A 23,560-nucleotide genomic window follows, 5' to 3' on the forward strand; every position below is an offset into this window, starting at 1 on the left:
AACGGAGTGATGGAATGACACTCGAAATGCAGGACATCTGTAAATCCTTCGGCGTTGTGCGCGTGTTAAAGAATGTTGATTTTTCCGTAAGAGGTGGAGAAATCCGCGCGCTGATCGGCGAAAACGGCGCCGGAAAATCCACACTGATGAACCTTCTGGGCGGGGTGCTGCAGCCCGATTCCGGCAGAATGCTGCTGGACGGGAATCCGGTATCGTTTCGGAACCCGGCGGAATCGCTCTCGGCAGGCATCGCCTTTATCCATCAGGAGCTCAACCTGATCAACGATCTTACCATTTACGAAAATATGTTCATCGGCAGAGAACTCAAAAAGAAAAACGGCCTTCTGGATGCGGACGCAATGCGGCGGCAGACACAGGAGATATTTGATAAAATGGATTTTCATCTCAACCCCATGACCATGGTGAGGGATCTGGACGCCTCGTATAAGCAGATTGTAGAAATCTTTCGGGCGCTGATGAGGAACGCCTCCATCATCATCATGGATGAACCCACCGTGTCCCTCACCGACTCGGAGGTGGAGCGGGTGTTCGATATGATGCGCACGCTGAAACAGCACGGAGTCGGCATTGTGTTTATTTCTCACAAGCTGGGGGAGGTCATGACCATCTGCGACCGCTTTACCGTGCTGCGCGACGGCGTGATGGTGAAGGACGGCCTGATTTCGGAAACCTCCACCCACGACCTTGCGCATCACATGGTGGGGCACGAGCTCCACATTGAATCGGCACGGCGCGATTACGAGAGGGAACGCGAGATTCTGCGCGTGGAAAACCTTTCCGACGAAACCGCCTTCCGCGGCGTTTCCTTCGCGGTGCACGCCGGGGAGGTGCTGGGTGTCACCGGGCTTTTGGGGGATGGGCGTAGCGAGCTGTTTCAGACGATTTTCGGAGTCCGGGGGAATTACGAAGGGCAGATTTATGTGGAAGGGGAACCGGTACATATCAGCAGCGCCATGCAGTCCCGGCGGCTGGGGATCGGCTATGTGCCCCGCAACCGGAAGGAAAACGGCATTCTCAGGGATATGAGCATACTGGAGAACGGCTCCATTGTCACGCTGCCGGAATACCAGCACCGCGGGCTGATTGACCGCGTGCGGCAAAATCTGGATTTCGACCGTCAGGTCGAGCAGCTGCACATTAAGCTGGGGAAAAAATCGGATCTCATCACCAGCCTTTCGGGCGGCAACCAGCAGAAAGTGGTGCTGGCGAAATGGCTGAACGCAAACCCGAAAATTCTGGTGCTCGACAACCCCACGCAGGGGGTGGATGTGGGCGCGAAGGAAGAAATCTATCACATCATTTTAAAGCTTGCCGGTGCGGGCGTCGCCATTGTGGTTCTGTCGAGCGAAGTGCAGGAGATCATCCGGCTGTGTGATCGGGCACTGGTGATGTACCATGGCCGCGTGCTCGGGGAGGTTTGCGGCGATACCATGAACGAGCGCGACATCATGCGCCTTGCCACCGGAGGAACTTCAGCAGAAATAGGGGGAGAAAACGAATGAAGGAAACGGCTGCAATCAAACGGGAAGGATTCTTGCCCTGGTTTCGCCGCCTGTGGACGACATACCCGCTGTTCAGTACGGGCATCGCCCTTTTGGTCATGGTGGTTCTGCAGACGCTTGCGCTCGGCTTTGAATTCGACTCTTTCGGCGCGTGGTTCTCCACCTGGCTGCGCAACTGGATCAATATTCTGCGCAATAACGCCAGCGTCGGCATTATCGCGCTCGGCATGACCTTTGTCATCGTGTCCGGCGGCATCGATCTTTCCGTCGGCTCCTCTCTGGTTGCGGTCGGCGCCATCGTGATGATGCTGATTGACTCCGGCCCCAGGGGATTTCTGTACTCCATGGGGATTTCTGGCCCGGCGGTGTACGTGATTGCCATTCTGGTCGGCGTTTTGGCCGGCTGGCTGTTCGGGGAGCTCAACGGAGTGCTGGTCACCAGCGGTAAAATCCCGCCGTTCATCGTCACACTCGGCACCATGAAGATTTTTCGCAGTGTAACACAGCAGTATATGCAGGGCGGCTCCCCGTCCGTTCCCGGCGGCTTTCTGGAGATCGCGAATGTGAGCATCGGCGGGCAGATGCTCATGCCGATCGTTTACTGGCTGCTGATCTCCGCCGTGCTGCACATTGTCTCGCAGCGCACCACCTTTGGCCGGTATGTGGTGGCGGTTGGCTCGAACGAGCGCGCGGCAAAGCTTTCGGGCATTCCCGTCAACCGCGTCAAGCGCCGCGTTTACGCACTGATGGGGATGCTGGTCGCGCTTTCCGCTATGCTGCAGGTTTCGCGCATCGGCTCCATGGATTACGCGAACGCGGGCAGCGGCTACGAGATGGACGCCATCGCGGCGGCGATCGTCGGCGGTACCAGCATGGCCGGCGGGCGAGGCTCGATTCTGGGCACCGTGCTCGGCATGCTGATCATCTCCGTAATGAACAATCTGCTCAACCTGATGGGCGTTCCGCCGTTTCTGCGGGAGGCGTGCAAGGGCGTTATTGTCATCGGCGCCGTCCTGCTGCAAAAAAAGGAATCTACCTCCTGAGCGGACCATGCTGCCGAATAAACTGAACGGAAGAAAGGGGACTTACTTGTGTACAAAGTTGGGATCATCGGATGCGGAAAAATCGCACAGGTACGCCATATACCGGAGTATCTCGCCAATCCCGAAACGGAAATCGCCGGGTATTTCGACCTTAACACACAGCGTGCGCAGGAGCTTGCAAAGGCGCACGGGGGCAGGGTGTATGCCACTTATCAGGAGATGCTGGGCGACCCCGCCGTCGACGCGGTCAGCGTCTGCACCGTCAACACGACCCATGCGGAGATTGCGGCTGCGGCTCTGCGCGCCGGCAAACATGTCCTTTGTGAAAAGCCCATGGCCTCCACGCTCGAAGAATGCGAAGCCATGGTTGCCGCCGCGCGTGAAAGCGGCAGGCTGCTGATGATCGGCCACAACCAGGAGCTGGCCCGGGCACACGTTCTGGCAAAGCAGCTGCTGGAGGAGGGCGCGATCGGAAAGCTGCTCACCTTCCGCACCACCTTTGGCCACGGCGGGCCGGAAACCTGGAGCGTTGATGCCGGAAACAGCACATGGTTTTTTGATAAGAAGCGCGCGAGCATGGGCGCGATGGCCGATCTCGGCATCCATAAAACAGACCTGATCCAGTTTTTGTCGGGCCGAAAGGTGGTGGAAGTCACCGCCCGGCTCGCCACGCTGGACAAAACGGACGCTTCGGGGAATCTCATCGGCGTGGACGACAATGCCGTCTGCATTTACCGGCTCAGCGGCGGCGCCATCGGCACGATGACGGCCAGCTGGACGTATTACGGGGCGGAGGATAATTCCACCATCCTTTACGGAACAAACGGAATCCTGCGCATTTATGACGATCCCGAATATGCCGTTCGGCTGATCAGGCCCAATGGAGAAACCGTTTTGTACCGGGTGGATCAAATCCAGACCAACGACAACCAGACCAGCTCCGGCGTGATCGATCGGTTTGCCGCCTGCCTCGGCGGGGAGGACCCGGGCCATCTTTCCGGGGAGGCGGCGCTCAACGCCATGCGCGCGGTGTTCGCCTGCATCGAATCCTCACAGACCGGGCGCACGGTCGCAGTTGACCAAAAGGAGAGTGAAAACGGATGAAGCTTGGGTTTATCAGCGCTATTTTAGACCAGATGTCGTTTGAAGAAATGATCGATACCGCGGCGGGGCTTGGGTTCTCCTGCGTGGAGGTCGCCTGCTGGCCCCGCGGAAAGGCCGAGCGGCGCTATGCCGGGGTCAGCCATATCGATGTCGGCGCCCTGACCGACAAAGAGGCCGGGCGAATTTTGGATTACTGCAAGGCCCGCAGGGTAGAGATTTCGTCGCTGGCGTATTACCCGAACACCATGGACGGCAACCCGGAAAAGCGCGCCGCGAATATCGCGCACCTGAAACAGGTGATTGCGGCCAGTCACCGCCTCGGTGTAAATCTGGTCACCACCTTTGTGGGGCGCGACCAGACCAAAACCGTGGAAGAAAATCTGGAGCTGTTCCGGGAGATTTGGCCGCCGATTGTACAGGAGGCGGAAGCGCTCGGCGTTTGCATCGCCATTGAAAACTGCCCGATGCTCTTTGGGCCGGATCAGTGGCCCGGCGGGCAGAATCTGGCCAGCACACCGGCGATCTGGCGCAAGCTGTTCCAGATAATCCCCAGCCCGAATTTCGGGCTGAACTACGATCCCAGCCATTTTGTCTGGCAGATGATGGACTATATCGCGCCCCTGTATGAATTTAAGAACCGGATCTTTCATGTCCATTTTAAAGACATCAAGTTGCTGCCCGACCGTCTGCGTGAGGTCGGCACAATGGCGTATCCGCTGGAATATATGGTGCCAAAGCTCCCCGGCCTTGGCGACGTGGATTGGGGAAACTATGTCTCCGCCCTGACCGACATCGGCTATAACGGGTACGCCTGTATTGAGATTGAGGATAAAGCATTTGAAGGCAGCCGGGAGGGAGTTCTGAACAGTCTGAAAATTTCAAAGCGGTACATGGAGCAATTCGTCATTTGATATGACCATTCGACTGGAATGTGAAAACCGGTTATTTCTCTCTCGCCGAAGGCGGAGAGAAATAACCGCTATGATCCGACATCTAATTGAAAATGAGTATGACAGCCGGGGCTTGCCGGATTCTGTTTTGGGAGGGATGGTTTTGCAGCGTATTATCATCGCAAATTCCAACTGTTACCACGGATTTTCTCTGGAGGAAGCCATTGCGGGCATTCAAAAGGCGGGCTTCCATTATATTGAGCTGACCGCGACAAAGGGCTGGACGGAGCATGTTTTTCCCTCTATGTCTTTTTCGCGGCTGTGCAAGGTGCAGGATGAGCTGCAAAAAGCGGGCCTGACCCCAGTTTCGATGAGCGGCCACTGCAATTTGATGGATCCGCAGCGCCTTCCCGACTTTGTGGAGAATATCCGCCTGGCCGCCTTTTTCGGCTGCCAATACATCGTTTCCTCGGTGGGCGAAGCGCACCTGAAGGATAATGCGGTCGCCTCCAACCGGGAGCTGGTGGAAAACATCCGCGGCCTTCTGCCGCTGCTCGAAAAGCACGCGATGAAGCTGGCGCTGGAGGTTCACGGGGAACACGGCAGCGGAAAAATCGTGAAGGAAGTGACGGGCGCGGTGGCGTCCCCGCTCGTTTGTGTCAACTACGACACGGCGAACGCCATCTTTTACGGCGGGGTCGATCTTGCGCAGGATCTGGAGGATTGCATGGACAGCATCGGGTATATGCATGTGAAGGATAAGGCCGGGGAACGCACGGAATGGAACTTCCCCGCGCTCGGGAAAGGTGATGTGGATTTTCCGATGATTTTTGAAAAGCTTGATCTTGCAGGCAATAACTGCCCGCTGAGCGTGGAAATCGAGTTCACGCAGGACGGCCCCAAGGATTTGGCGGCGGTCGATGAAGCGATGCGTGCGTCTGCGGAGTACCTGACCGCGCACGGTTTTTCGCTGTAATGCGTATCTCCAATAAGATACAGGATCACGGCGGATATTTTTCCCCTGCCGGAGGCGGGGAAGAAATGCCTGATTTTCACTTTTTTGTTCAAAAATATTAGTATAAGGGGTCGGAAAGGAGCCAAAACAGATGATGCGAATCGGAATGGTCGGCGCCGGGGGCATGGGAACGGTGCATTACAGCAATTATGCGCATATTCCGCACTGCCGGGTGGCCGCCCTGGTCGGCAAATCCCCGCAGGATCAGGAACGCGCCGCGGCATGGGGCCTGAAAATGTACGAATCCATCACCGAAATGGTACACAGTGAGGAAATCGATTTGGTGGACATCTGCACGCCCACGTTTCTGCACAAGCAGCAGGTGCTGGAAAGTTTGGAGCTCGGCAAGCACACCATTGTGGAAAAGCCGGCTGCGCTGCACAAAAACGACGTGGAGGAGATGTTTGCCCTCGCCGCGCGAAAGGGGGTACAGCTTTATGTCGCACAGGTGCTGCAGTTTACCAACGAAACCGCAGTTCTGCGCAGTCTGGTGCAGAGCGGCGAGTACGGGCCGGCGCTGGACGGCTATTTTGAACGCCTTTCCGCGTGCCCGCGCTGGGTGCAGAACAGCTGGCTGTTCAATGCGGAAAAAAGCGGTCTGATCCCGTTTGATTTGCATGTGCACGATCTGGATTTGATCGTCAGCCTGTTCGGCGAGCCAGAGGAATCCTCGTTTACCTGCTGTGCGGGGACGGGCCGCGGCTTTGCGGAGCAGTACCGCTTTCAGTACCGGTTCGGGAAGCTGAACGTCTGCGCGGAAGCAGCGTGGTTCCACGCCAATTTGCCGTTTACGGCGCGCTGGCGCGTTTATTTCGAGAATGCCGTCGTCGTAAACGACGGCGCCGGCGTTATCGCTTACCCCTTTGATGCCGAGCCCCGCGTGTTCGATACGGAGGAAAAAATAAAAATCCCGACGGGGATCAACGTGCCGCCCACCGGCTGGTACTTAACGGAGCTTCTGCATTTTCTCCGCTGTGCGGAGCAAAATGAGCCATCTCCGCTGGTAAGGCCCGAACAGGTGGCAGCCGTGACCGGGATTCTGGAAAAAATGCTGGCATATGCTCTTTGATGAAGGCGGCAGAATATTTCTGCGCATGATAGCAGGTTCATTCGCGGAACAAATCAATCAAAAATCGGAGCTCCCCCAAAACAGCTCCGCAAAAAGCTGGGGCATCCATCCCAAAGGGATCGGCGGCCCCGGCTTTTTGTTTTATACTGCGGCACGGCTTACCGCGCTGTGCCAACCGCTTTTAGGGGCTGATCCGCTTTTTCTGTTTCCAGCGGGAGCAGTTCCTTTTTTCTACACGCGCCGCCTAAGAGGCGGCGTTTTGCATAAAGCAGCGGTTTACTTAATATAACTGGCCCGGTCGGCCCAGTGGGCCCGGTAGGCCCGACCAGACCGTCGGCACCGGTGGGCCCGGTAGGCCCGGTCGGCCCGGTAGGCCCGGTCGGCCCGACCAGACCGTCGGCACCGGTGGGACCGGTGGGCCCGGTAGGCCCGACCAGACCGTCGGCACCGGTGGGCCCGGTGGGCCCGGTCGGCCCGGCCAGACCATCGGCACCGGTGGGCCCGGTGGGCCCGGTAGGCCCGGTCAGACCGTCGGCGCCGGTCGGCCCGGTGGGGCCCTGTGCCCCGGTGGCTCCCGTTGCGCCGGTGGGCCCGGTGGGTGACTCTGTTATAATAGGACTAAGTAAGGAAACGCTGCTGTTTCAAAGATTTTTTGCTTACGTCAATGACAGCACTGGCGAGAGAAGATCTATATATCCCCCCTCAACGCGGCGTGGCTGACGCTCCCGGCTCTCAACTCGGTGCCGGAATATGGGAATGAAGTGATTGTATTGCGTGTACTCATCAGCTCCGCCGATGGATCGGCCGGGTCATCCGCGGGGAGAGACGCCTGCGCGTTCTCTCTTTTGCGCAGCCGCGCGGGGCGCCGGTACGGGAATGATACTGGCGGCGCTGCCCGATCTGACGGTGACTGACCGGCTTTCAGGCGAGCGCTGTTTCGCCCGGCCAAAGAAGGGCAACGAATATTTTGAATAGGACAATCGGCAGATTTCATATACTCCCAATAGGAGCGTCATTTGTATGGATGGGAGGGAAGACTGTGGGAAACTCTGATTTCTCCCAAGTGGATTTTTCGGCATTCAAACAGGTGGATGTGAAAACGGTCGACCCGGACACGCTGGTTGACATAAACGATATAACGGTCGATACCAAGCTGCCCCGGGAAGAGCGGATATTAGATTTTATCCGTCAAATAAAAAATCCATATTGCTACCGGTGCGGCAAGGTGGTTGTCAAAATCAGCTTCAACGATACCGACGCCACGCTGGAGGACAGAATGGAAAGCTTATTGAGGATGATGTGAAATGGATGATCTTTTGGGGCGGAGCTCGGCCGCATAGGTACGGAAAAGCAGTTGTCTTGCCTGAAAGCTCCCTGAGATGGGTGCCGCAATAGCGGATGCATATTGGCAAGCTCCCCTTGATTCAGTCAGGTTTTGCTTTTGACCTTATCAATCGGGAGGCTTCGCCATGCCGTTCAGCGAGGGAGCAATCATCTATCATGCTGCCGGGTATTTGCGTTTGTCCAAGGAGGACGGCGACAAAACGGAAAGCGACAGCATTTCTAATCAAAGAGATTTGATAGCCAATTTTGTAAAGTCAACGCCTGAAATCCGTCTCTGTTCGGAACGAATCGATGACGGATTCAGTGGCGTTGACTTTCATCGTCCTGCCTTTCATCTGATGATGGAGGACGTAAAAGCCGGACGAATCAACTGTATCATTGTCAAAGACCTGTCCCGCTTCGGCAGAAACTACATCGAGGCAGGGCGGTATATTGAGCGGATTTTTCCATTCTTAGGTGTGCGCTTCATTGCCATTAACGACGGCTACGACAGCGCAAAGGAAAGAACGCAGTCAGACGAAATCATCATTCCTTTCAAGAACCTCATCAACGATGCGTATTGCAGAGATATTTCCGTGAAAATCAGGAGCCAGCTTGATATCAAGCGCAAGAAGGGCGAATTCCTCGGCGCTTTTGCCGTATATGGCTATTTGAAGTCGGAGGAAGCGAAACATCAACTGGTCATTGACCCCTATGCCGCTGAGATTGTACGGGATATTTTTGCGTGGAAGCTGGAGGGACTCAGTCAGCAGGGGATCGCCGACAGGCTCAATGACATCGGCGAGCCGTCCCCCTTGGAATACAAGCGGTTTTTGGGAATGAATTTTGCGACCGGCTTTCAGGTAAACCCCAAGGCAAAATGGACTGCTGTGGCGATCGGCCGGATTCTCAAAAACCCCGTCTATGCAGGGCATCTTGTGCAGGGAAAGGAAAGCACTCCCAACTATAAAATCAAACAGCGGGTTCTCAAACCGGAGAATCAATGGATTCGGGTGGAGAACACCCATAAGCCGATTATTGCACAGGAGGTGTTCGATACGGTGAGCCGTGTGCTTATGCAGGATACCCGCATCGCGCCGGACGAAGAAACGGTCTACCCATTCTCCGGCCTGATTTTCTGTGCAGACTGTAGGAGCGGCATGGTGCGAAAGACCGTGCCCGCGGGCGGTAAGCGTTACGCCTATTATTACTGCTCCAAAAACAAAGCCGGGTGCGGCTGCACCACCCACTGCATCAGTGAGCGGATACTCGAAAAGGCGGTTCTGAAAGCGGTTCAAAATCATATCGCTTCGATTCTGAATGTGGAGCGGATTCTGCGAACGATCGACACACTGCCCATGCAGCGGGAGGAAATCCGAAAGATTGACACCCAGCTTCTGATGAAGCAGGAGGAAATCCAAAAGTACAAAACTCTCAGAGCGTCTGTTTACGAGGACTTGAAAAGCGGTGTGCTCGATGCGGAGGAATACCGGGAATTCATGGGCATCTATGGGAAAAAGTGTGAGGAAGCACAGCAGGCCGCCGAACGACTGAAGCAGAACAAAAGCACGATCCTTGCAGGGAAAGAGGCAAACAGCATTTGGGTGGAAGCCTTTAAAAAAAACCGGAATATCGCCGGGCTTTCCCGAAAGCTGGTGGTTTCCCTGATCGAGTGGATTCATGTTTATCCCGGCAGCCGGGTGGAAATCCGGTTCCGGTATCAAAGTGAATATGAACGGGCGCAGCTCTTTGCGGAAAACGCTGAAAAACAGATCGCGGAACCCTCTCAGATTGCAAGGCGGGAGGTGGTGTAATATGGCCAGAATCAGCAGAAAAGCGACAGAACCTCCCGACCAAACCGCCCTGGAGCCGCTATGGAACACCTGTATCTATGGGAGGCTGTCTTTTGAAGATGACCGAAAAAAGGGAAGCGATTCCATCGGCAATCAGATTGCCATGCTGGAACGCTACATTGAAGAAAGGCCCTATTTAAAGCTCATATCTGTTTTTCAGGATATCAATCAAACGGGAACGAGCTTTGAGCGCCCCGGCTTTCATGAGATGATGGAAGCAGTCAGGAGCGGGAAAATCAACTGCATTATCGTGAAAGACCTTTCCCGTTTCGGAAGAAATTACATTGAAACCGGAGCCTACCTTGAGAAAATACTGCCGTTTTTTCATGTGCGCTTCATTTCTGTAAACGACGGCTATGACAGCCTGAATCCCAACAATCAGGACGATGGCTATGTTGTCCCGCTGAAGAACCTGATTCATGACGTGTATGCCAGAGACATCTCGCAAAAGACGAAATCGGGGCTTTCCGTCAAGAGAAATAAAGGGGAATTTACCGGGTGTGTCGCGGCCTACGGCTACCGAAAAGGAGATGGCGGCAAGCTGGTGGTCGATGAAGAAACGGCGCCCGTTGTGCGCAACATTTTTGAGTGGGCAAGGGGCGGTATGGGGGATCTGCGCATTGCGCGGAGGCTGAATGAATTGGGGATTCCCTCCCCAAGCCGGTATCGCTACGCAAAGGGAATTTTAAAAAGCGAGCGTTACGCCGGCATGCGGTATTGGTATCAAAGCGCTGTTCGCAGAATTTTGGTCAACCCGGTCTACCTTGGTCACATGGTTCAGGGTAAAACCAAATCCGACCTGTGGGGCAAGGGCGGCTACGTGAATATGCCGCGGGAGCAGTGGGTAGAAATCCGGCATACGCATGAACCGCTGGTTGACGAAGAAACCTTTCTGGCAGTGCGGCAAATAAAACAGGAACGGGAATTCCTTGTGGAGAATAGAAAGAAACCGCAGGAGACGGGCGTTCTGCAAGGGCTGGTTTTCTGCGGGGACTGCAAGCGAAGAATGAAGCGCCGCAAAATGCTCGAAGCAAACGGCACGGCGTTCAATTGCTTTACCTGCGCCACTTACGAGGATATTTCCCAAAACGACTGTACGAAAAAGCGGATGGATGAGCCGGAGCTGTTACTCATTCTCTATGCGGTCATTTGCAGGCAGATGGATCTTACCGTTTCCATCGAACGGCTGGTATCGAAGCTCAATGGGCCGAAAAGCCTCAGCCGGCATCAAAATGCGCTTGCCGAGGAGCTCGCCAAAACAAAAAAAAAAGCTGTCCAGACTGTCCATGCTCAGGAGCTGTCTCTATGAGGACTACAAGGCAAAGCTCCTTGACGAAGCGGAGTATCTCTTTGCAAAATCCAGGTATGAGGAAGAAGAAGGCGCTTTGCAAAGCTGCCTTGACGAGCTGTTTGCTCAAAAGCACAGGCTGGAGGCCACGCCCCAAAAGCCATGGCCCGCAGCTTTGAAAAAATGGCGGAAGAGTAAGACGATAACGACAGAAATGGCTGCCGAATTGATCGAACGGGTGGAAATATACGGCGATAAAACCGTATCCATCTGCTTTCGGTACAGGGATGAATTTGAAAATCTGCTCCGCCAGATCGAGGCAGACGGAAAGGCGGGGAGCATATGAGCAAAAATCTCCTTGCCCGGTATATCCGTCTGTCGAGGGAGGACGAAAAGGAAAGCGAGAGCAACAGCATTGCGAACCAGCGGGAGCTTCTGAAAAATTTTGTAGAAAGCTCCCCCGACCTTTCACAGTATGAGGCGGTTGAATTCTGCGACGACGGTTACAGCGGCACAAATTTTGACCGTCCGGGTGTGATCGCCCTGCTGGAGGAAGTGCGTGCGGGGAACATACGCTGTATTCTTGTGAAAGACCTTTCCCGTTTCGGAAGAAACTATATTGAGGTTGGCGATTATCTGGAGCAGATATTCCCCTTTTTGGGGGTTCGGTTTATCTCGGTAAACGACCGATTTGACAGCAGTGATTTTGAAGGCACGACCGGCGGGCTGGATGTTGGCTTTCGCAATTTGATTTATGCCCTATACAGCAAAGACTTGTCACAAAAGGTGCGGAGCGCGAAGAAAACCCGCATGGAAAAGGGCGAGTTTATCGGCAGCCATGCCCCTTACGGCTATGCAAAATCGCCGGAAAACCGCAAACAGCTGGTGATTGACGAAACCGCCGCCGCCACAGTCCGGCGCATCTTTGCCATGGCGCACGAGGGCAAAAACGCGGTTCGGATCGCAGCCGCTCTGAATGCGGAAAACATTCCAACTCCCTGTGCCCATCAGAGGCTGATGGGCTGTGACCGCAAATACAACGTGATCGGGGGCAAAAACCACTGGCATAATACCACGGTCCTGACCATTCTCCACGACGAACGCTACACAGGGAAAATGGTAAGCGGGAAAAAGCGAAGCCCTGTTGTCGGGAGCACGCGTGGGGAACGGGTTCCGAAAGATCGGTGGATCGTCGTCCCGAACACCCATGAGGCGATTGTTTCGGAAGAATTGTTTGCTTCGGTTCAAAATCGTTTTTCCGCCCCTGAAAGGGTCAGAAAACACACAGAGGTCAGGCCCCTGCTGGGCAAAGTGAAATGCGGGGCTTGCCGGCACGCCATGAGAAGAAGCAACAGCGCTCCGGCAAAGGTGTATTATTATTGCGACGGCCACCAGTATGCAGCCGGCAGCCACTGCCCAAAGGACAGAATTCCGGAAAGCAACCTGATTCAGACGGTCTTATCTGTGATGCATACGCAGTTAGCGGTCACGCTTGACACGGAACTGCTTTTAAATAAAATGAAAACGCAAGGTGACAACGAAATCACCGCTCTGGCAGAGCAGACAAGGCAGCTTCAAGCCGTTCTCGCAAAGCGGAGAGCGGCCAAAGTGAGAATATATGAAAAATACAGGGACAGAACTTTGAACAGGGACAGCTACATCAGCCAAAAAGCGGATATCGGCAAGCAGCTTGCGGAAACGGACGCTAAAATCGCGGAGCTTGAAAAGGCACAGCGCGGCGACTTTCAGAAGAACAGTCAGCCGTGTTCCCTCATAGAGAACCTCCAGCGGTACGGGGTAGCTGCGGAGCTTTCAAAAGAAATGGCCGATCAACTGATCGAAAGCATCTATCTCTATGGAAACGGAAGAATCGAAATGGTATGGAACCATATGGATGAATTCATGAGGCTGATTCCGTGCGCCAAACAAGAAGAAGGTGCAGAGAAAATCGGGTGATACCGTCCATTTATAGGAAGGCGTTCGGATTTTGAAGGTGCCGTTCTCACGGCGCGCCTTTCCATCACTCATCGATGAGAAACGGCAGCAAACCGCCGACAATGCGGATTTGAAAGTAGTCGCTCCAGGGGGAAAATACGCTGACCGTAGGTTTGTTTCTTGAAAATAAAAAAGGCCTGTGCTATACTGAGCCTAAATTCTAGCAGGAAGAGGAGCCAGGTCAATTATGAAGCAGCATAGAGCGATGACGGTCGATGGATGGATAGATGGCGAACAGCTGGGAATCACTTATGTACATGAACATCTTATGGTAAAACCGCAATTGGATGACCCGAAATATTTGGAGTATACCTTGCAGGACGAAGGGGCGTCCGCGCGGGAAACAGAAAGCTTTCGTGCCGTCGGCGGCCAAACATTGGTAGAGATGAGCCCTTTGAACTATGGGCGCAATGTTGCGGCATACCGGCGTATTGCGCGCAGTACGGGAGTACATGTTATTTGCTGCACGGGGTTTCATAAGCAGCAATTTATGCCGCCCTGGTTTGGCGAAAAAAGCGATGCGGAGCTATACGATTTGCTGATGGACGAGATTCGGAACGGAATGGATGGAACCGACATACGGCCCGGCGTTATCAAGTTCGGAACCAGCCTGAACCAGATTACCCCGGACGAAGAACGCGCCATTCGTTTGGTTGCACGCGTGCATCTGGAAACAGGCATTCCCATCAGCACCCATTGCGATCAGGGAACCATGGGGCTGGAGCAGCTGTCTCTGCTGGAGAAACTGAAGGTAGACCCCGCGGATGTTTTGCTTTGCCATATAGACAGCGCACGAAACACTCAGTATGCCATAGAGCTTTGCCGTACCGGCGCTACGATCTGCATCGATCATGTAGGGCGGGAACTGGCTGACCGCGATGCGGCCAGGGTTAAAATGATTTCTGATTTGTTGGAGGCCGGCTGCATCGACCATGTTGCCCTGTCGGGCGATATGGGCAAGGTGAATTATCTGCCTGCTTACGGGGGACAGCCCGGCTTTGCTTATATTCTGACCCAATTCAAGAAGGAACTGCTGCGGGTTATGGCAGAGGAGGATTTTTACCGTATGGTGGTGCAGAATCCCCGCAGAATTTTGTGCGGGGCATAACAAGGGGCAAGAAACTTCTTGGAGTGATTTGGTATGCAAAATGATTTGAAAAAATTGCTGCAGCGTGAAAACCCGCGTAAACCCTATACCGACGACCAGCTTGCGGGGTTGCTTGGCATTCGCCGCGAGCATGTGGTTGAGCTGCGCCATCAGGCCGGTGTGCCGGATTCCCGGGAGCGCATTAAGCCCGGGCTTAGGAGGGATTGCGCCGCCATTCTTCGTGAAAATCCCTCTATTACCGACCGGGCGCTCACAAGCTGCCTGAATGAGCTGGGGTATTCGGTTTCCCGCTACTTGGTAAAAAACATTCGTCAGGAATTGCCCCGCCCGCAAAAAGAAGAGGTCGCTCCCCCGGCCAAGGCCGAACCCATAGACGGAGAAACGGATTTTTCCGGCATAATTGGCTGGGATGGGGCGCTCAAAGCGCAAATCACTCAGGCCAAGGCGGCGATTGCTTACCCGCCCAACGGGCTGCACACATTGATTATCGGGCCGTCCGGAACGGGTAAAACCCTTTTGGCCGAATGCATGTACCGGTATGCCGTTCATCACGGCTTCCTGCCTGCCGACGCCCCCTATATCAGCTTTAACTGTGCCGATTACGCAGATAATCCACAGCTGTTGGTCAGCCAGTTGTTCGGCTATGTCAAAGGGGCCTTCAGCGGCGCGGACAAAACAAAAAGCGGTCTTGTCGAGGCGGCTAACGGGGGCGTTTTGTTTTTAGACGAAATTCATCGCCTGCCAAGCGAAGGGCAGGAGCTGCTTTTTTTCTTACTGGATAAGGGGAGCTACCGCCCGCTGGGGGATTCCGGCGCGCCGCGTTTTGTCAATGTGCGGCTGATTGCGGCTACGACCTCCATGCCGGAATCCAGCTTGCTGCTCACCTTTCGCCGGCGGATTCCGGTTGTAATTTCCATGCCGGATTTGGCAAGCCGCCCCTTAAAAGAGCGCTATGCGATTGTGCGCAATTTTTTTGCGCAGGAGGCGGCCAAGCTCAAGCGCCCGTTGGTTGTTTCCCCGCAGGCCATCAATATTCTGCTGCAATACCCCTGCCCCGGGAACGTGGGGCAACTGCACAGCGATATTCAGGTTTGCTGTGCCAACTCCTTTTTGGAAAGCATGTCCTCCAACCAAAATGAAATCTACCTGAAGCCGGAACTGGTGGAGACTCTCCTGCATACCAATCAGCAGCTGCGGTATTACCGGCAGTCGGGCGGCGGTTATTTCTGGAAAGAGCTTGTCCTTTCCGGGGAGGAATTGACGGATGACGGCGCCCCGCTCGTAGAAGAGAGTATTTATCAAATGATTCAGGATCATCTGAATCAGCTGCAGGAAAGCGGGATGGATGACGAGGAAAGCCTGCGGGTTGTGCGGGCCAGGCTATCGCAGCAGCTGCGCCTGTTTTATCATGAGCAGCAAGACAGCGTGCAGCCGAAAAGCAGAGACAATGTTCTGAAAGATTTGGTAGACCCTTTGCTTTGGGATACGGTGCAAAGGGCCGTTGAGAAGTTAAAAGACAGGTACTCCCAGATGGACGACAATCTATTGGGGGTACTCGCCATCCACTTGGATTCCGTTGTGCGCAGCCTTGCGGGAGAAACCTACCGCCCCAGAGTGAATGTGGAGGGCTGGCGGCAAAAATACCCGCAGGAGTACATTGCGGCGCGGGAGCTGCTGGCTTTCTGCTCGGAGCGCATAGGGCTCAAGCTTCCGGAAGAAGAAGCGGCGGTTGTGGCCATGTATTTGCACACGTTTTCCTCGCATCCGCCCGGCAGCAGAGTGCGCGTCATCGTGCTCACTCATGGGGAAGTGGGGAAGGCCATGGCGGAAACGGCGAATAAAATGCTTCGGGACGATAATGCCGTGGGAATCACCATGGATCTGGAGGAAAGCAGCGAACAGGCATTGGAGCGCACGGTTCAAACAGTTCAGGCGATAGATGAAGGGAAGGGCTGCCTGCTTTTGGTGGATATGGGCTCTCTGGCGTCTTTTGCGCCGGAGGTAGAGCTGCGCACCGGGGTGCGGGTACGCTGTGTCGCGCGTGTAGATACTTTGATGGTTTTGGACGCCATCAGGCGTGCGGATTTAAGTGAAGAATACACGTTGGATGAGTTGGCGGACGCGCTGGAGAAAGGCCGGATGCGAATGGGTCTGCTGCAAAACAGCCGCCGTACCAACAGGCCCCCGGCCATTCTCACCGTATGCGCAACGGGGGAGGGCAACGCCCGGCGGGTGCACAGCTTTATAGAGGCCACCATCCCGGAGTGCAGCAATATCCATATTGAAGAGATTGGTCTGCTGGATCGTCAATCGATGTTGAGCCGTGTGGAACAGATTGCAAAGGAATACGAGGTGTTGGTTGTGATCGGCACCATGAACCCCAATTTGCCCGGGATTCCGTTTCTCGCCATGAATTACGTGTTTTCGAGTCACGGAACAATGACGTTGAACAATTTACTTGCAGGCTGCAGTCAGCATCAAAATACATTGTCGCATCTGCTGCACCCCGGGCTGATCCTGTGTAATGTGGATTTTGCGGACAAGAACGAGGCGCTTGATAAAATGTCGGAGCTGCTGGTTAACGAGGGTTGTGTCACGTCCGACTTTCAGTTAAGCGTTTACAAGCGGGAGAACATGGGAGCAACCTGCCTGCCCCAGGGGGTTGCCATTCCGCATGGGGATACCGCCTTTGTCACAAAACCTGCCATATGCGTTGCGAAAACCAGCCGTTCCATCGAATGGTCGGAGGATTGTGTGGCAGATTTTGTGTTTATGTTTGCTTTAGACGAAAACTGTATGGAATCGATACAGGATTTTTATAAAATTATTGTGGATGAAAAACGGCTGAACTGTTTGAAGCAAGCGGATTCCACAGAAGAAATTTTAAACGCCCTGACAAAATAAAACAAAACCTGCCATCAGTTGGCACGCCGATTGCTTTTAAAGATAGGTGTGAGCATACCGCTCGCACCTATCTATTTTTTTCCGAATCAGAAAGGAGCATATCCATGAAAACCACTGTGGATCAGTTTCCGCGCATCACCAGTATTCTGCGCGGCTTTACATGGGAGGAGACCGGCCATATTCTTGAGGCGTTGAGTGAAAGCAAGATTCGTTCGGTCGAAATTGCATACAACACTCCGGATGTCGGCAATATTTTAAAACGCTCCATCGAAAAATATGGCGACCGGTTTTTGATTGGGGCGGGTACCATTACCGATATGGCGGCTTTGGAGAATGTGGTGAATATAGGGGTGAATTTTGTTCTGTCTCCCGTGCCTTTCACCCGGGAAATGCTGGATTATTGTAAAGCACATCAGGTCATCAGCGTCCCCGGGGCGTTTTCGCCTCACGAGATTTCAACACAGTTTGCGTGGGGAGCCGACATTGTAAAGGTGTTCCCGGCCATTACGGTTGGGCCCACTTATTTTCGGCAGCTGGCCGCGCCCATGGGGCATCAGCGTCTGATGGCCGTGGGCGGCGTGAATGCCGGGAACGCAGGAGAATTTTTGAAGGCGGGCGCGGATTATCTTGGAATTGGCTCCGGCATGTTCCGCAAAGAAGATGTGGCCGCAGGCAATATACAAGCCTTAAAGGAATCTCTGCATGCTTTAGAGGCAGCTCTTGGGCTTTAATGGGGGTGATAATTTGACATTAAATGATATGATTTTTCGCAGTTGTATTTTTACAGATGTACAGGCAACCAGTAAAGAAGAGGTTTTTCAGCTGCTGTTCCATGCGCTGTATCAGGAAGGAAAAGTAAAAGAGAGCTTCTACGATGCGGTGCTTGCCAGGGAGGAGGAATACCCAACCGGATTGGAGCTTCCCTATTGCAATGTGGCGATTCCGCATGTGGTGCCGGAGCATGTCATTTCTTCAGCCCTTGGCATTGCGGTATTGCGCAACCCCGTTCAATTTGCCCAAATAGGAAATGAGGATTTGACGGTAGACGTGAAGGTGGTATTCAATATTGCTCTCGATAAGAACGGAAAGCAGATTGAAATCCTGCAAAGCCTGATGAATATGGTAATTGACGAAACCGTTATGGCGGCGATTGTCAATGCGGGATCACCCGAAGAAATTGAAACAATTTTAAGGAAAGAAGGAAAATAGAATGAAAAAGATTATGGTTTGCTGCGGTTCTTCCATGATTACCTCCACAATGGCGATCAACAAGATTAAAAAAGCGGTGGCGGATGCGGGAATTTCCGATGTAAAGTTTATTCAGTGCAAGTTTGCGGAGGTGCAAAGCCTGGTAAAGGCGGAGCGCCCGGACGTCATTGTTCCCACCGGTGCATTGAAAGACAGCCTGACCGATTCCGTGCCGATTGTGCGCGGTACCTGCTTTATTACCGGTGTTGGCGAGAAGGAGGCTATCGACCAAATTTTGAAGATCATAAACGGATGATCTTCATCCCGATCTGAATTTTCTATAGGCGGCATTACTGAAAATTTATGATTTTAAATTGGACGGAGGATATATTGTGAAAGTAGTTATCGATTCGTTAAATTGGATTGCGGGTTTGGGCCCAATGTGCATGATGCCGATCATTATGTTTGTCATTGGCATTTGCCTGCGTGTAAAGCTCGATACATTGATCAAATGTTGTATTACAACCGGCGTTGGCTTTGCGGGTGTTACGCTGGTCATCAATAACTTTATCAGCGAAGTCGGCCCCAGTGTGGCGTCCATGGTAAAAACCTTTGGCTTGCGCACCGATATTATGGACGTGGGCTGGCCTGCCCGCGCCGCAGCTACCTGGGCGTATCCCATGGCGGCAGTTGTGGTGTTTGTTGTATTGGGGATTAACGTTCTGATGCTGGTTCTGAAAAAGACCAATTGCGTTATGGTTGATTTCTGGAGCTATAATCACTTCATTTTCAGTGCGGCAATCAGCTATTACGCCTCCGGCAGCGTTATCATCGGTTTGGTGGCCGGCGCGATTACGGCGATCGTTACCTTTAAGCTCGCAGATTGGACCCAGCCGGTGGTAGAGGAAGCGTTTGGCCTGCCGGGTGTTTCCTTCCCGACGTCAAACAGTATTGCTTGGGCGCCTCTGGCATTTGGGCTTGATAAAATCTATGATCATATTCCCGGCTTGAATAAGCTGCACGCAGACCCCGAATCCATTCAGAAAAAATTTGGTGTGCTGGGCGAGCCCTTAATGATTGGCACTGTTTTGGGCGCTTTGTTCGGTATTTTGGGCGGAAACGATGTTGGCGGCGTATTGAAGGTTGCCATGTTTACTGCCGCTACAATGGTTTTGACGCCCAAAATGATGCAGGTTTTGATGGAAGGCCTGATTCCCTTTGCGGAAGCGATTAAAGAGCTGCTCAATAAAAAGTTTGTGGGCAATAATTTCCATATCGGCATAGACGCAGCGCTCACCATCGCAAACCCCAGTTGTATTGCGGTTGGTATCCTGATGGTGCCCACTACCATCATTCTGGCGGCGATTCTGCCTTTCAATCGCCTGCTGCCCATTTCGGATATTGCGTATCAGGCCATGTGGCTTTCCGCCTATCCGGTCGCCTTCAGCAAAGGAAATGTCGTGCGCAGCTACATTTCTTGTATCATTTTCACTTGCATTATGCTTGGAATTGCAACCGCGCTGGCACCGGTGCACACCGCTTTGGCGGTTGCCGGCGGCTACGATTTGGCCGGTTCGACGCTGATCTCGACCGAAGACGCGGGCACTCATCTGCTCTCTTACATCTTAAGCTTGATTTCGGGCTTGTTCGGCAAATAATAGTTTTATTATTCATCTGTGGAACGGCCGGGCGAGGCCGCGGGCATCGTCCGGCTGCTCCGTGAATTGAGAGGTACTTATGAAAATCACAAATATTACGGTATATCAGGTAAAACCGCGCTGGATCTTCGTCAAGCTGAGTACGGACGAGGGGATTGAGGGCTGGGGAGAAATGATCTCCGGCACCAAAACCGAAACCGTAGTGGCGGGCGCCAAAGAAATGGGGGAATACCTCATCGGACGCGACCCGTTTGAGATTGAACGCCTGTGGCAGGAATTATACAAGTCCTTCTTCCGCGGCGGCCCCATTAACGGTACGGTTGTTTCGGGGCTGGAAATGGCGCTGTGGGATATTAAAGGCAAATATTATCAAATGCCCGTTTATGAGTTCTTAGGCGGCAGGGCACGTGACAGAATCAAGCTGTATTCCTGGGTTGGCGGCGACCGCCCGAGCGACGTTGCGCAGCAGGCGCTGGAGCGCAAAAACATGGGGTTTGACGCCATTAAAATGAATGCGACGGAAGAATTGCATTATGTGGATTCTTTTGAGAAAATACAGGAAGTGATAGACCGTGTCGCTTCTATTCGGGAGGCCTGCGGCCCATACTTTGGAATCGGTGTCGATTTTCATGGACGGGTACACAAGGCAATGGCAAAGGTGCTGGCCCATGAATTGGAGCCCTATCGGCTCATGTTTATGGAAGAAGTGGTATTGCCCGAAAACGAAGAAGCGTTCCGGGAGATTGCCAGCCATGTTTCTACTCCCCTGGCAACCGGCGAGCGGCTGGTGAGCCGCTGGCAGTATAAAAAGCTGTTTCAGGAAGGGGTCATAGATATTATTCAGCCGGACGTGGCGATGGTTGGCGGCATTTTGGAAACAAAGAAAATTGCCGCAATGGCAGAGTCCTACGATATGGCCGTTGCCCCTCACGCGCCTTATGGCCCCATTGCACTGGCTGCTACCTTGCAGCTCGATGTTTGCACACCCAATGTGTTTATTCAGGAGCAAAGTCTGGGCATCCATTATAACAAGGGGTTTGATCTGCTCGATTTTGTTCAGAACAAAGAAATCTTTCAGTACCACGACGGCTATGTGGATATTCCCAGCAAACCCGGTCTTGGCCTTGAAATCGACGAAGAAATGGTTCGCAAGGTTTCTGCTGAGGGGTTGCACTGGACAAACCCCAAATGGCATAATTATGACGGCACCATGGCGGAATGGTAATGGCGCCCAGTCAGTTTTGAATAGGAGGAAAAAATATGTTTCAGGGCATTCCCGTATCTCCTGGAATCGCAGTCGGCCGTGTGCTGCATTATGCGCCGTTTGTGCCGCAGAAATGGGACAAAACGGTACAGGACGGCAGTCAGGCACAAGAATTAATACAATATGAAGAGGGAATACAGGCTGCCGAAACAGAGCTGCAATCGCTGTGCGACCGTTTAGAAAAAAGTGATCCGGAAAAGGCAAAAATCTTTCACGCACACCAGGATATTCTTCATGATATTGTGATCGATGAAGAAATTCGTGCCGCTATTTCAGATGCGACCTCTGCGCAGGAAGCCGTTTATCAGGTGTTTGGCCGCTACGCGGCCGTGATTGCGCAGGGGGCAGACCCTGTTATGCGGGAGCGAAGTGCGGATTTGCTGGATATTAGAGCGCGTTTGCTGCGCTGCATGCAGGGGCAGCCTGAGCAGGATCTTTCCTCTGTTCACGAGCCGATCGTCCTCTTGGCGCACGATTTACTGCCTTCGGATACCGCAAAGCTCGACCCGGATAAGATTTTGGCAATCATTACAGAAGTCGGCGGAATTTCCAGCCACAGCGCAATCATTGCGCGCAGCTACGGAATTCCGGCGGTGCTGGGCGTTCCAAATGCAGTCTCGGAAATTCGGCAGGATACGGTTGTTATTGTGGATGCAACGAAAGGCGAAATATATCTGAATCCGGAAAAACCCATGCAGGCGGCTTATCTGGAAAAACGAGAGGTATTTCAAAAACAGCAAGAGGTAACGCGAAAATGGTTGTCGGCAGAGCCAGTTATGTTAGACGGCGAACGGGTGGAGGTCGAATTGAATATTGGCCTGGCCACCAAGCAGGAATTGGACGCCAGCTGCCATTTGGACGGGGTTGGCCTGCTCCGCACGGAATTTCTCTATATGGGAAGGGATACGCTCCCCGATGAAGAGGAGCAGGTGAAAGCATATACTCAGGTACTGCGGGCATTTGAGGGAAAGCCGGTTATTATTCGCACCTTGGATGTGGGGGGAGATAAAAAGCTGAGCTATTTGAATCTTCCCGTCGAGGAGAATCCGTTTCTCGGGAACCGTGCGCTTCGTTTGTGTTTCCAGCATCCCGAGATCTTTTTAACCCAACTGCGTGCCTGCTTAAGGGCCAGTGTTGCCGGGCAGTTGTGGATTATGTTCCCTATGGTTGGAACTGTGGAGGATATACGCAAAGCCAAACAACTGCTGAAGCAGGCGCAGCAGGAGCTGGATCAGGAGCAGATTCCTTATGCGGATACGATAAAAATTGGAATCATGGTCGAGATTCCTTCCATTGCACTTATGGCCGATTTGGCGGCGAAGGAAGTGGACTTTGCCAGCATTGGCACCAACGACCTCACTCAATACACAATGGCGGCAGACAGAATGAACCCGGCTGTAGGGCACTATTGCCAAATGTACAATCCGGCAGTGTTTCGCTTGATTGGGCAGGTGGTAAGCAGTTTTTCCGCACAGGGTAAGCCCGTAGGCGTGTGCGGAGAAATGGGCGGCGATTCGTTAGCCGCCGCTGTTTTGATCGGCTTGGGTGTGCGCCGTCTTAGCATGGGGCTGTCCAATGTGGCGCAAATCAAAAAAAGCATCGGCATGTTAGATGCGCGGCGGACTTCTGAAATAGCCCGCCATGTTTGCGGCCTGAGTACAGCCGACGGCGTAGAGCAATATTTGCGGCAGCAGCTGGCCGAAATTCTATAGCGCAAAGACAAAGGGGTTATCATCATGTGTGAAAAAACGACAGTTATTATCAATCCTACCGGACTGCATGCGCGTCCTGCTTCTGATTTTGTGAAAGCGGCCGCGAAGTTCAAATCACAAATTAAAATTTATAATATGGACAGCGGGGCCTCCTGCAACGCCAAGTCGGTTATTATGATATTGACACTGGGTCTGGCAAATGGGGCCAGAGTAAAGATAGAGGCCACAGGGGAAGATGAGCAAGAGGCGGTCGAATCTTTGATCGCGTTGATCGATTCTGGTATCGGCGAATAAAGGAATGGTTCACGCAGCCGCTGAGAAGATTTTGATATCTTACGAGAGGCGATTTCGAGGGTAAAAAAGCAGCGTTAAAAATCAGTAAAACTGTATCATACAGTATGGCGATCTCCTTCCAATGACGATTGTATTTGGGGGAGATCGCTTTTTGGTATTTCCGCAAAGCCCAAAATCCAGCCCCAGGAAATGGAATATTCGTTCAGTGCGTCTTTTCAGCTGGAGCGTTTTAGTCCCGACTTAACACCCACAGGCCCGGTAGGCCCGGCTAAACCGTCGGCACCGGTAGGCCCAGTGGGTCCGGTAGGCCCGGCTAAACCGTCGGCACC

21 protein-coding genes are annotated in these 23,560 nt (G+C 53.4%); all 21 read left to right on the forward strand.

Going from position 1 to position 23,560, the window contains the following annotated elements; translation table 11 throughout:
- Nucleotides 1–14: 14 nt before the first annotated feature.
- The 21 genes from G340_RS0108505 (at nt 15) to G340_RS0108605 (ending at nt 23,231) form a co-directional block, all read left to right on the forward strand.
- Complete coding sequence (locus G340_RS0108505) at nt 15–1,523, forward strand: sugar ABC transporter ATP-binding protein (protein WP_020073226.1); 1,509 nt, start codon at nt 15–17, stop codon at nt 1,521–1,523.
- Complete coding sequence (locus tag G340_RS0108510) at nt 1,520–2,566, forward strand: ABC transporter permease (protein ID WP_020073227.1); 1,047 nt, start codon at nt 1,520–1,522, stop codon at nt 2,564–2,566. The genes G340_RS0108505 and G340_RS0108510 overlap by 4 nt, the downstream gene beginning before the upstream one ends.
- A gap of 48 nt (nt 2,567–2,614) precedes the next feature.
- Complete coding sequence (locus G340_RS0108515; protein WP_020073228.1) at nt 2,615–3,670, forward strand: Gfo/Idh/MocA family protein; 1,056 nt, start codon at nt 2,615–2,617, stop codon at nt 3,668–3,670.
- On the forward strand, nt 3,667–4,581 hold the full coding sequence (locus G340_RS0108520; protein ID WP_020073229.1) for a sugar phosphate isomerase/epimerase family protein: 915 nt from the start codon (nt 3,667–3,669) through the stop codon (nt 4,579–4,581). The genes G340_RS0108515 and G340_RS0108520 overlap by 4 nt, the downstream gene beginning before the upstream one ends.
- 136 nt (nt 4,582–4,717) lie before the next feature.
- The gene (locus tag G340_RS0108525; protein WP_326522371.1) at nt 4,718–5,536 is read left to right on the forward strand and encodes a sugar phosphate isomerase/epimerase family protein; all 819 of its coding nucleotides are present in this window, start codon (nt 4,718–4,720) and stop codon (nt 5,534–5,536) included.
- A 130-nt stretch (nt 5,537–5,666) separates the two neighbouring features.
- Nucleotides 5,667–6,644 (forward strand): Gfo/Idh/MocA family protein, encoded by a 978-nt coding sequence (locus G340_RS0108535; protein ID WP_020073232.1) that lies wholly within the window; start codon nt 5,667–5,669, stop codon nt 6,642–6,644.
- A complete protein-coding gene (locus tag G340_RS18465) occupies nt 6,634–6,933 on the forward strand; it encodes a hypothetical protein (protein ID WP_020073233.1) in 300 nt (99 codons plus the stop codon). Before G340_RS0108535 ends, G340_RS18465 begins: the two co-directional genes overlap by 11 nt.
- A gap of 750 nt (nt 6,934–7,683) precedes the next feature.
- Nucleotides 7,684–7,947, forward strand: a complete 264-nt coding sequence (locus G340_RS0108545) for a DUF6870 family protein (RefSeq protein ID WP_020073234.1) — start codon at nt 7,684–7,686, stop codon at nt 7,945–7,947.
- Between the two features lie 166 nt (nt 7,948–8,113).
- Nucleotides 8,114–9,781, forward strand: a complete 1,668-nt coding sequence (locus G340_RS0108550) for a recombinase family protein (RefSeq protein ID WP_020073235.1) — start codon at nt 8,114–8,116, stop codon at nt 9,779–9,781.
- 1 nt (nt 9,782) lies between these two features.
- Nucleotides 9,783–11,129: a recombinase family protein gene (locus tag G340_RS17105; RefSeq protein WP_020073236.1), complete on the forward strand. Its 1,347-nt coding sequence runs from the start codon at nt 9,783–9,785 to the stop codon at nt 11,127–11,129.
- Nucleotides 11,107–11,454 carry a hypothetical protein gene (locus G340_RS17250; protein ID WP_020073237.1) on the forward strand — a complete coding sequence of 116 codons (348 nt, stop codon included), beginning with the start codon at nt 11,107–11,109 and terminating at the stop codon, nt 11,452–11,454. The genes G340_RS17105 and G340_RS17250 overlap by 23 nt, the downstream gene beginning before the upstream one ends.
- Nucleotides 11,451–13,064: a recombinase family protein gene (locus tag G340_RS0108560; RefSeq protein ID WP_020073238.1), complete on the forward strand. Its 1,614-nt coding sequence runs from the start codon at nt 11,451–11,453 to the stop codon at nt 13,062–13,064. The genes G340_RS17250 and G340_RS0108560 overlap by 4 nt, the downstream gene beginning before the upstream one ends.
- Before the next feature lie 226 nt (nt 13,065–13,290).
- Entirely contained in the window at nt 13,291–14,211 is a 921-nt protein-coding gene (locus G340_RS0108565) for a phosphotriesterase family protein (protein ID WP_020073239.1), read from the forward strand.
- Nucleotides 14,212–14,244: 33 nt separating this feature from the next.
- The gene (locus tag G340_RS0108570) at nt 14,245–17,115 is read left to right on the forward strand and encodes a sigma 54-interacting transcriptional regulator (RefSeq protein WP_020073240.1); all 2,871 of its coding nucleotides are present in this window, start codon (nt 14,245–14,247) and stop codon (nt 17,113–17,115) included.
- Between the two features lie 104 nt (nt 17,116–17,219).
- The gene (locus tag G340_RS0108575) at nt 17,220–17,846 is read left to right on the forward strand and encodes a bifunctional 4-hydroxy-2-oxoglutarate aldolase/2-dehydro-3-deoxy-phosphogluconate aldolase (protein WP_020073241.1); all 627 of its coding nucleotides are present in this window, start codon (nt 17,220–17,222) and stop codon (nt 17,844–17,846) included.
- A gap of 13 nt (nt 17,847–17,859) precedes the next feature.
- Complete coding sequence (locus tag G340_RS0108580) at nt 17,860–18,324, forward strand: PTS sugar transporter subunit IIA (protein WP_020073242.1); 465 nt, start codon at nt 17,860–17,862, stop codon at nt 18,322–18,324.
- 1 nt (nt 18,325) lies between these two features.
- Nucleotides 18,326–18,619, forward strand: coding sequence for a PTS sugar transporter subunit IIB (locus tag G340_RS0108585; RefSeq protein ID WP_020073243.1), 294 nt, complete (start codon nt 18,326–18,328; stop codon nt 18,617–18,619).
- Nucleotides 18,620–18,695: 76 nt separating this feature from the next.
- Nucleotides 18,696–19,961, forward strand: a complete 1,266-nt coding sequence (locus tag G340_RS0108590; protein WP_020073244.1) for a PTS galactitol transporter subunit IIC — start codon at nt 18,696–18,698, stop codon at nt 19,959–19,961.
- Nucleotides 19,962–20,040: 79 nt separating this feature from the next.
- Nucleotides 20,041–21,186 (forward strand): galactonate dehydratase, encoded by a 1,146-nt coding sequence (gene dgoD / locus G340_RS0108595; RefSeq protein ID WP_020073245.1) that lies wholly within the window; start codon nt 20,041–20,043, stop codon nt 21,184–21,186.
- Nucleotides 21,187–21,221: 35 nt separating this feature from the next.
- Nucleotides 21,222–22,937, forward strand: a complete 1,716-nt coding sequence (gene ptsP, locus G340_RS0108600) for a phosphoenolpyruvate--protein phosphotransferase (protein ID WP_020073246.1) — start codon at nt 21,222–21,224, stop codon at nt 22,935–22,937.
- Nucleotides 22,938–22,961: 24 nt separating this feature from the next.
- On the forward strand, nt 22,962–23,231 hold the full coding sequence (locus tag G340_RS0108605) for an HPr family phosphocarrier protein (RefSeq protein ID WP_020073247.1): 270 nt from the start codon (nt 22,962–22,964) through the stop codon (nt 23,229–23,231).
- Nucleotides 23,232–23,560: the final 329 nt, after the last annotated feature.

Source organism: Faecalispora sporosphaeroides DSM 1294, assembly GCA_000383295.1.
GTDB classification, from domain to species: Bacteria; Bacillota; Clostridia; order Oscillospirales; family Acutalibacteraceae; genus Faecalispora; species Faecalispora sporosphaeroides.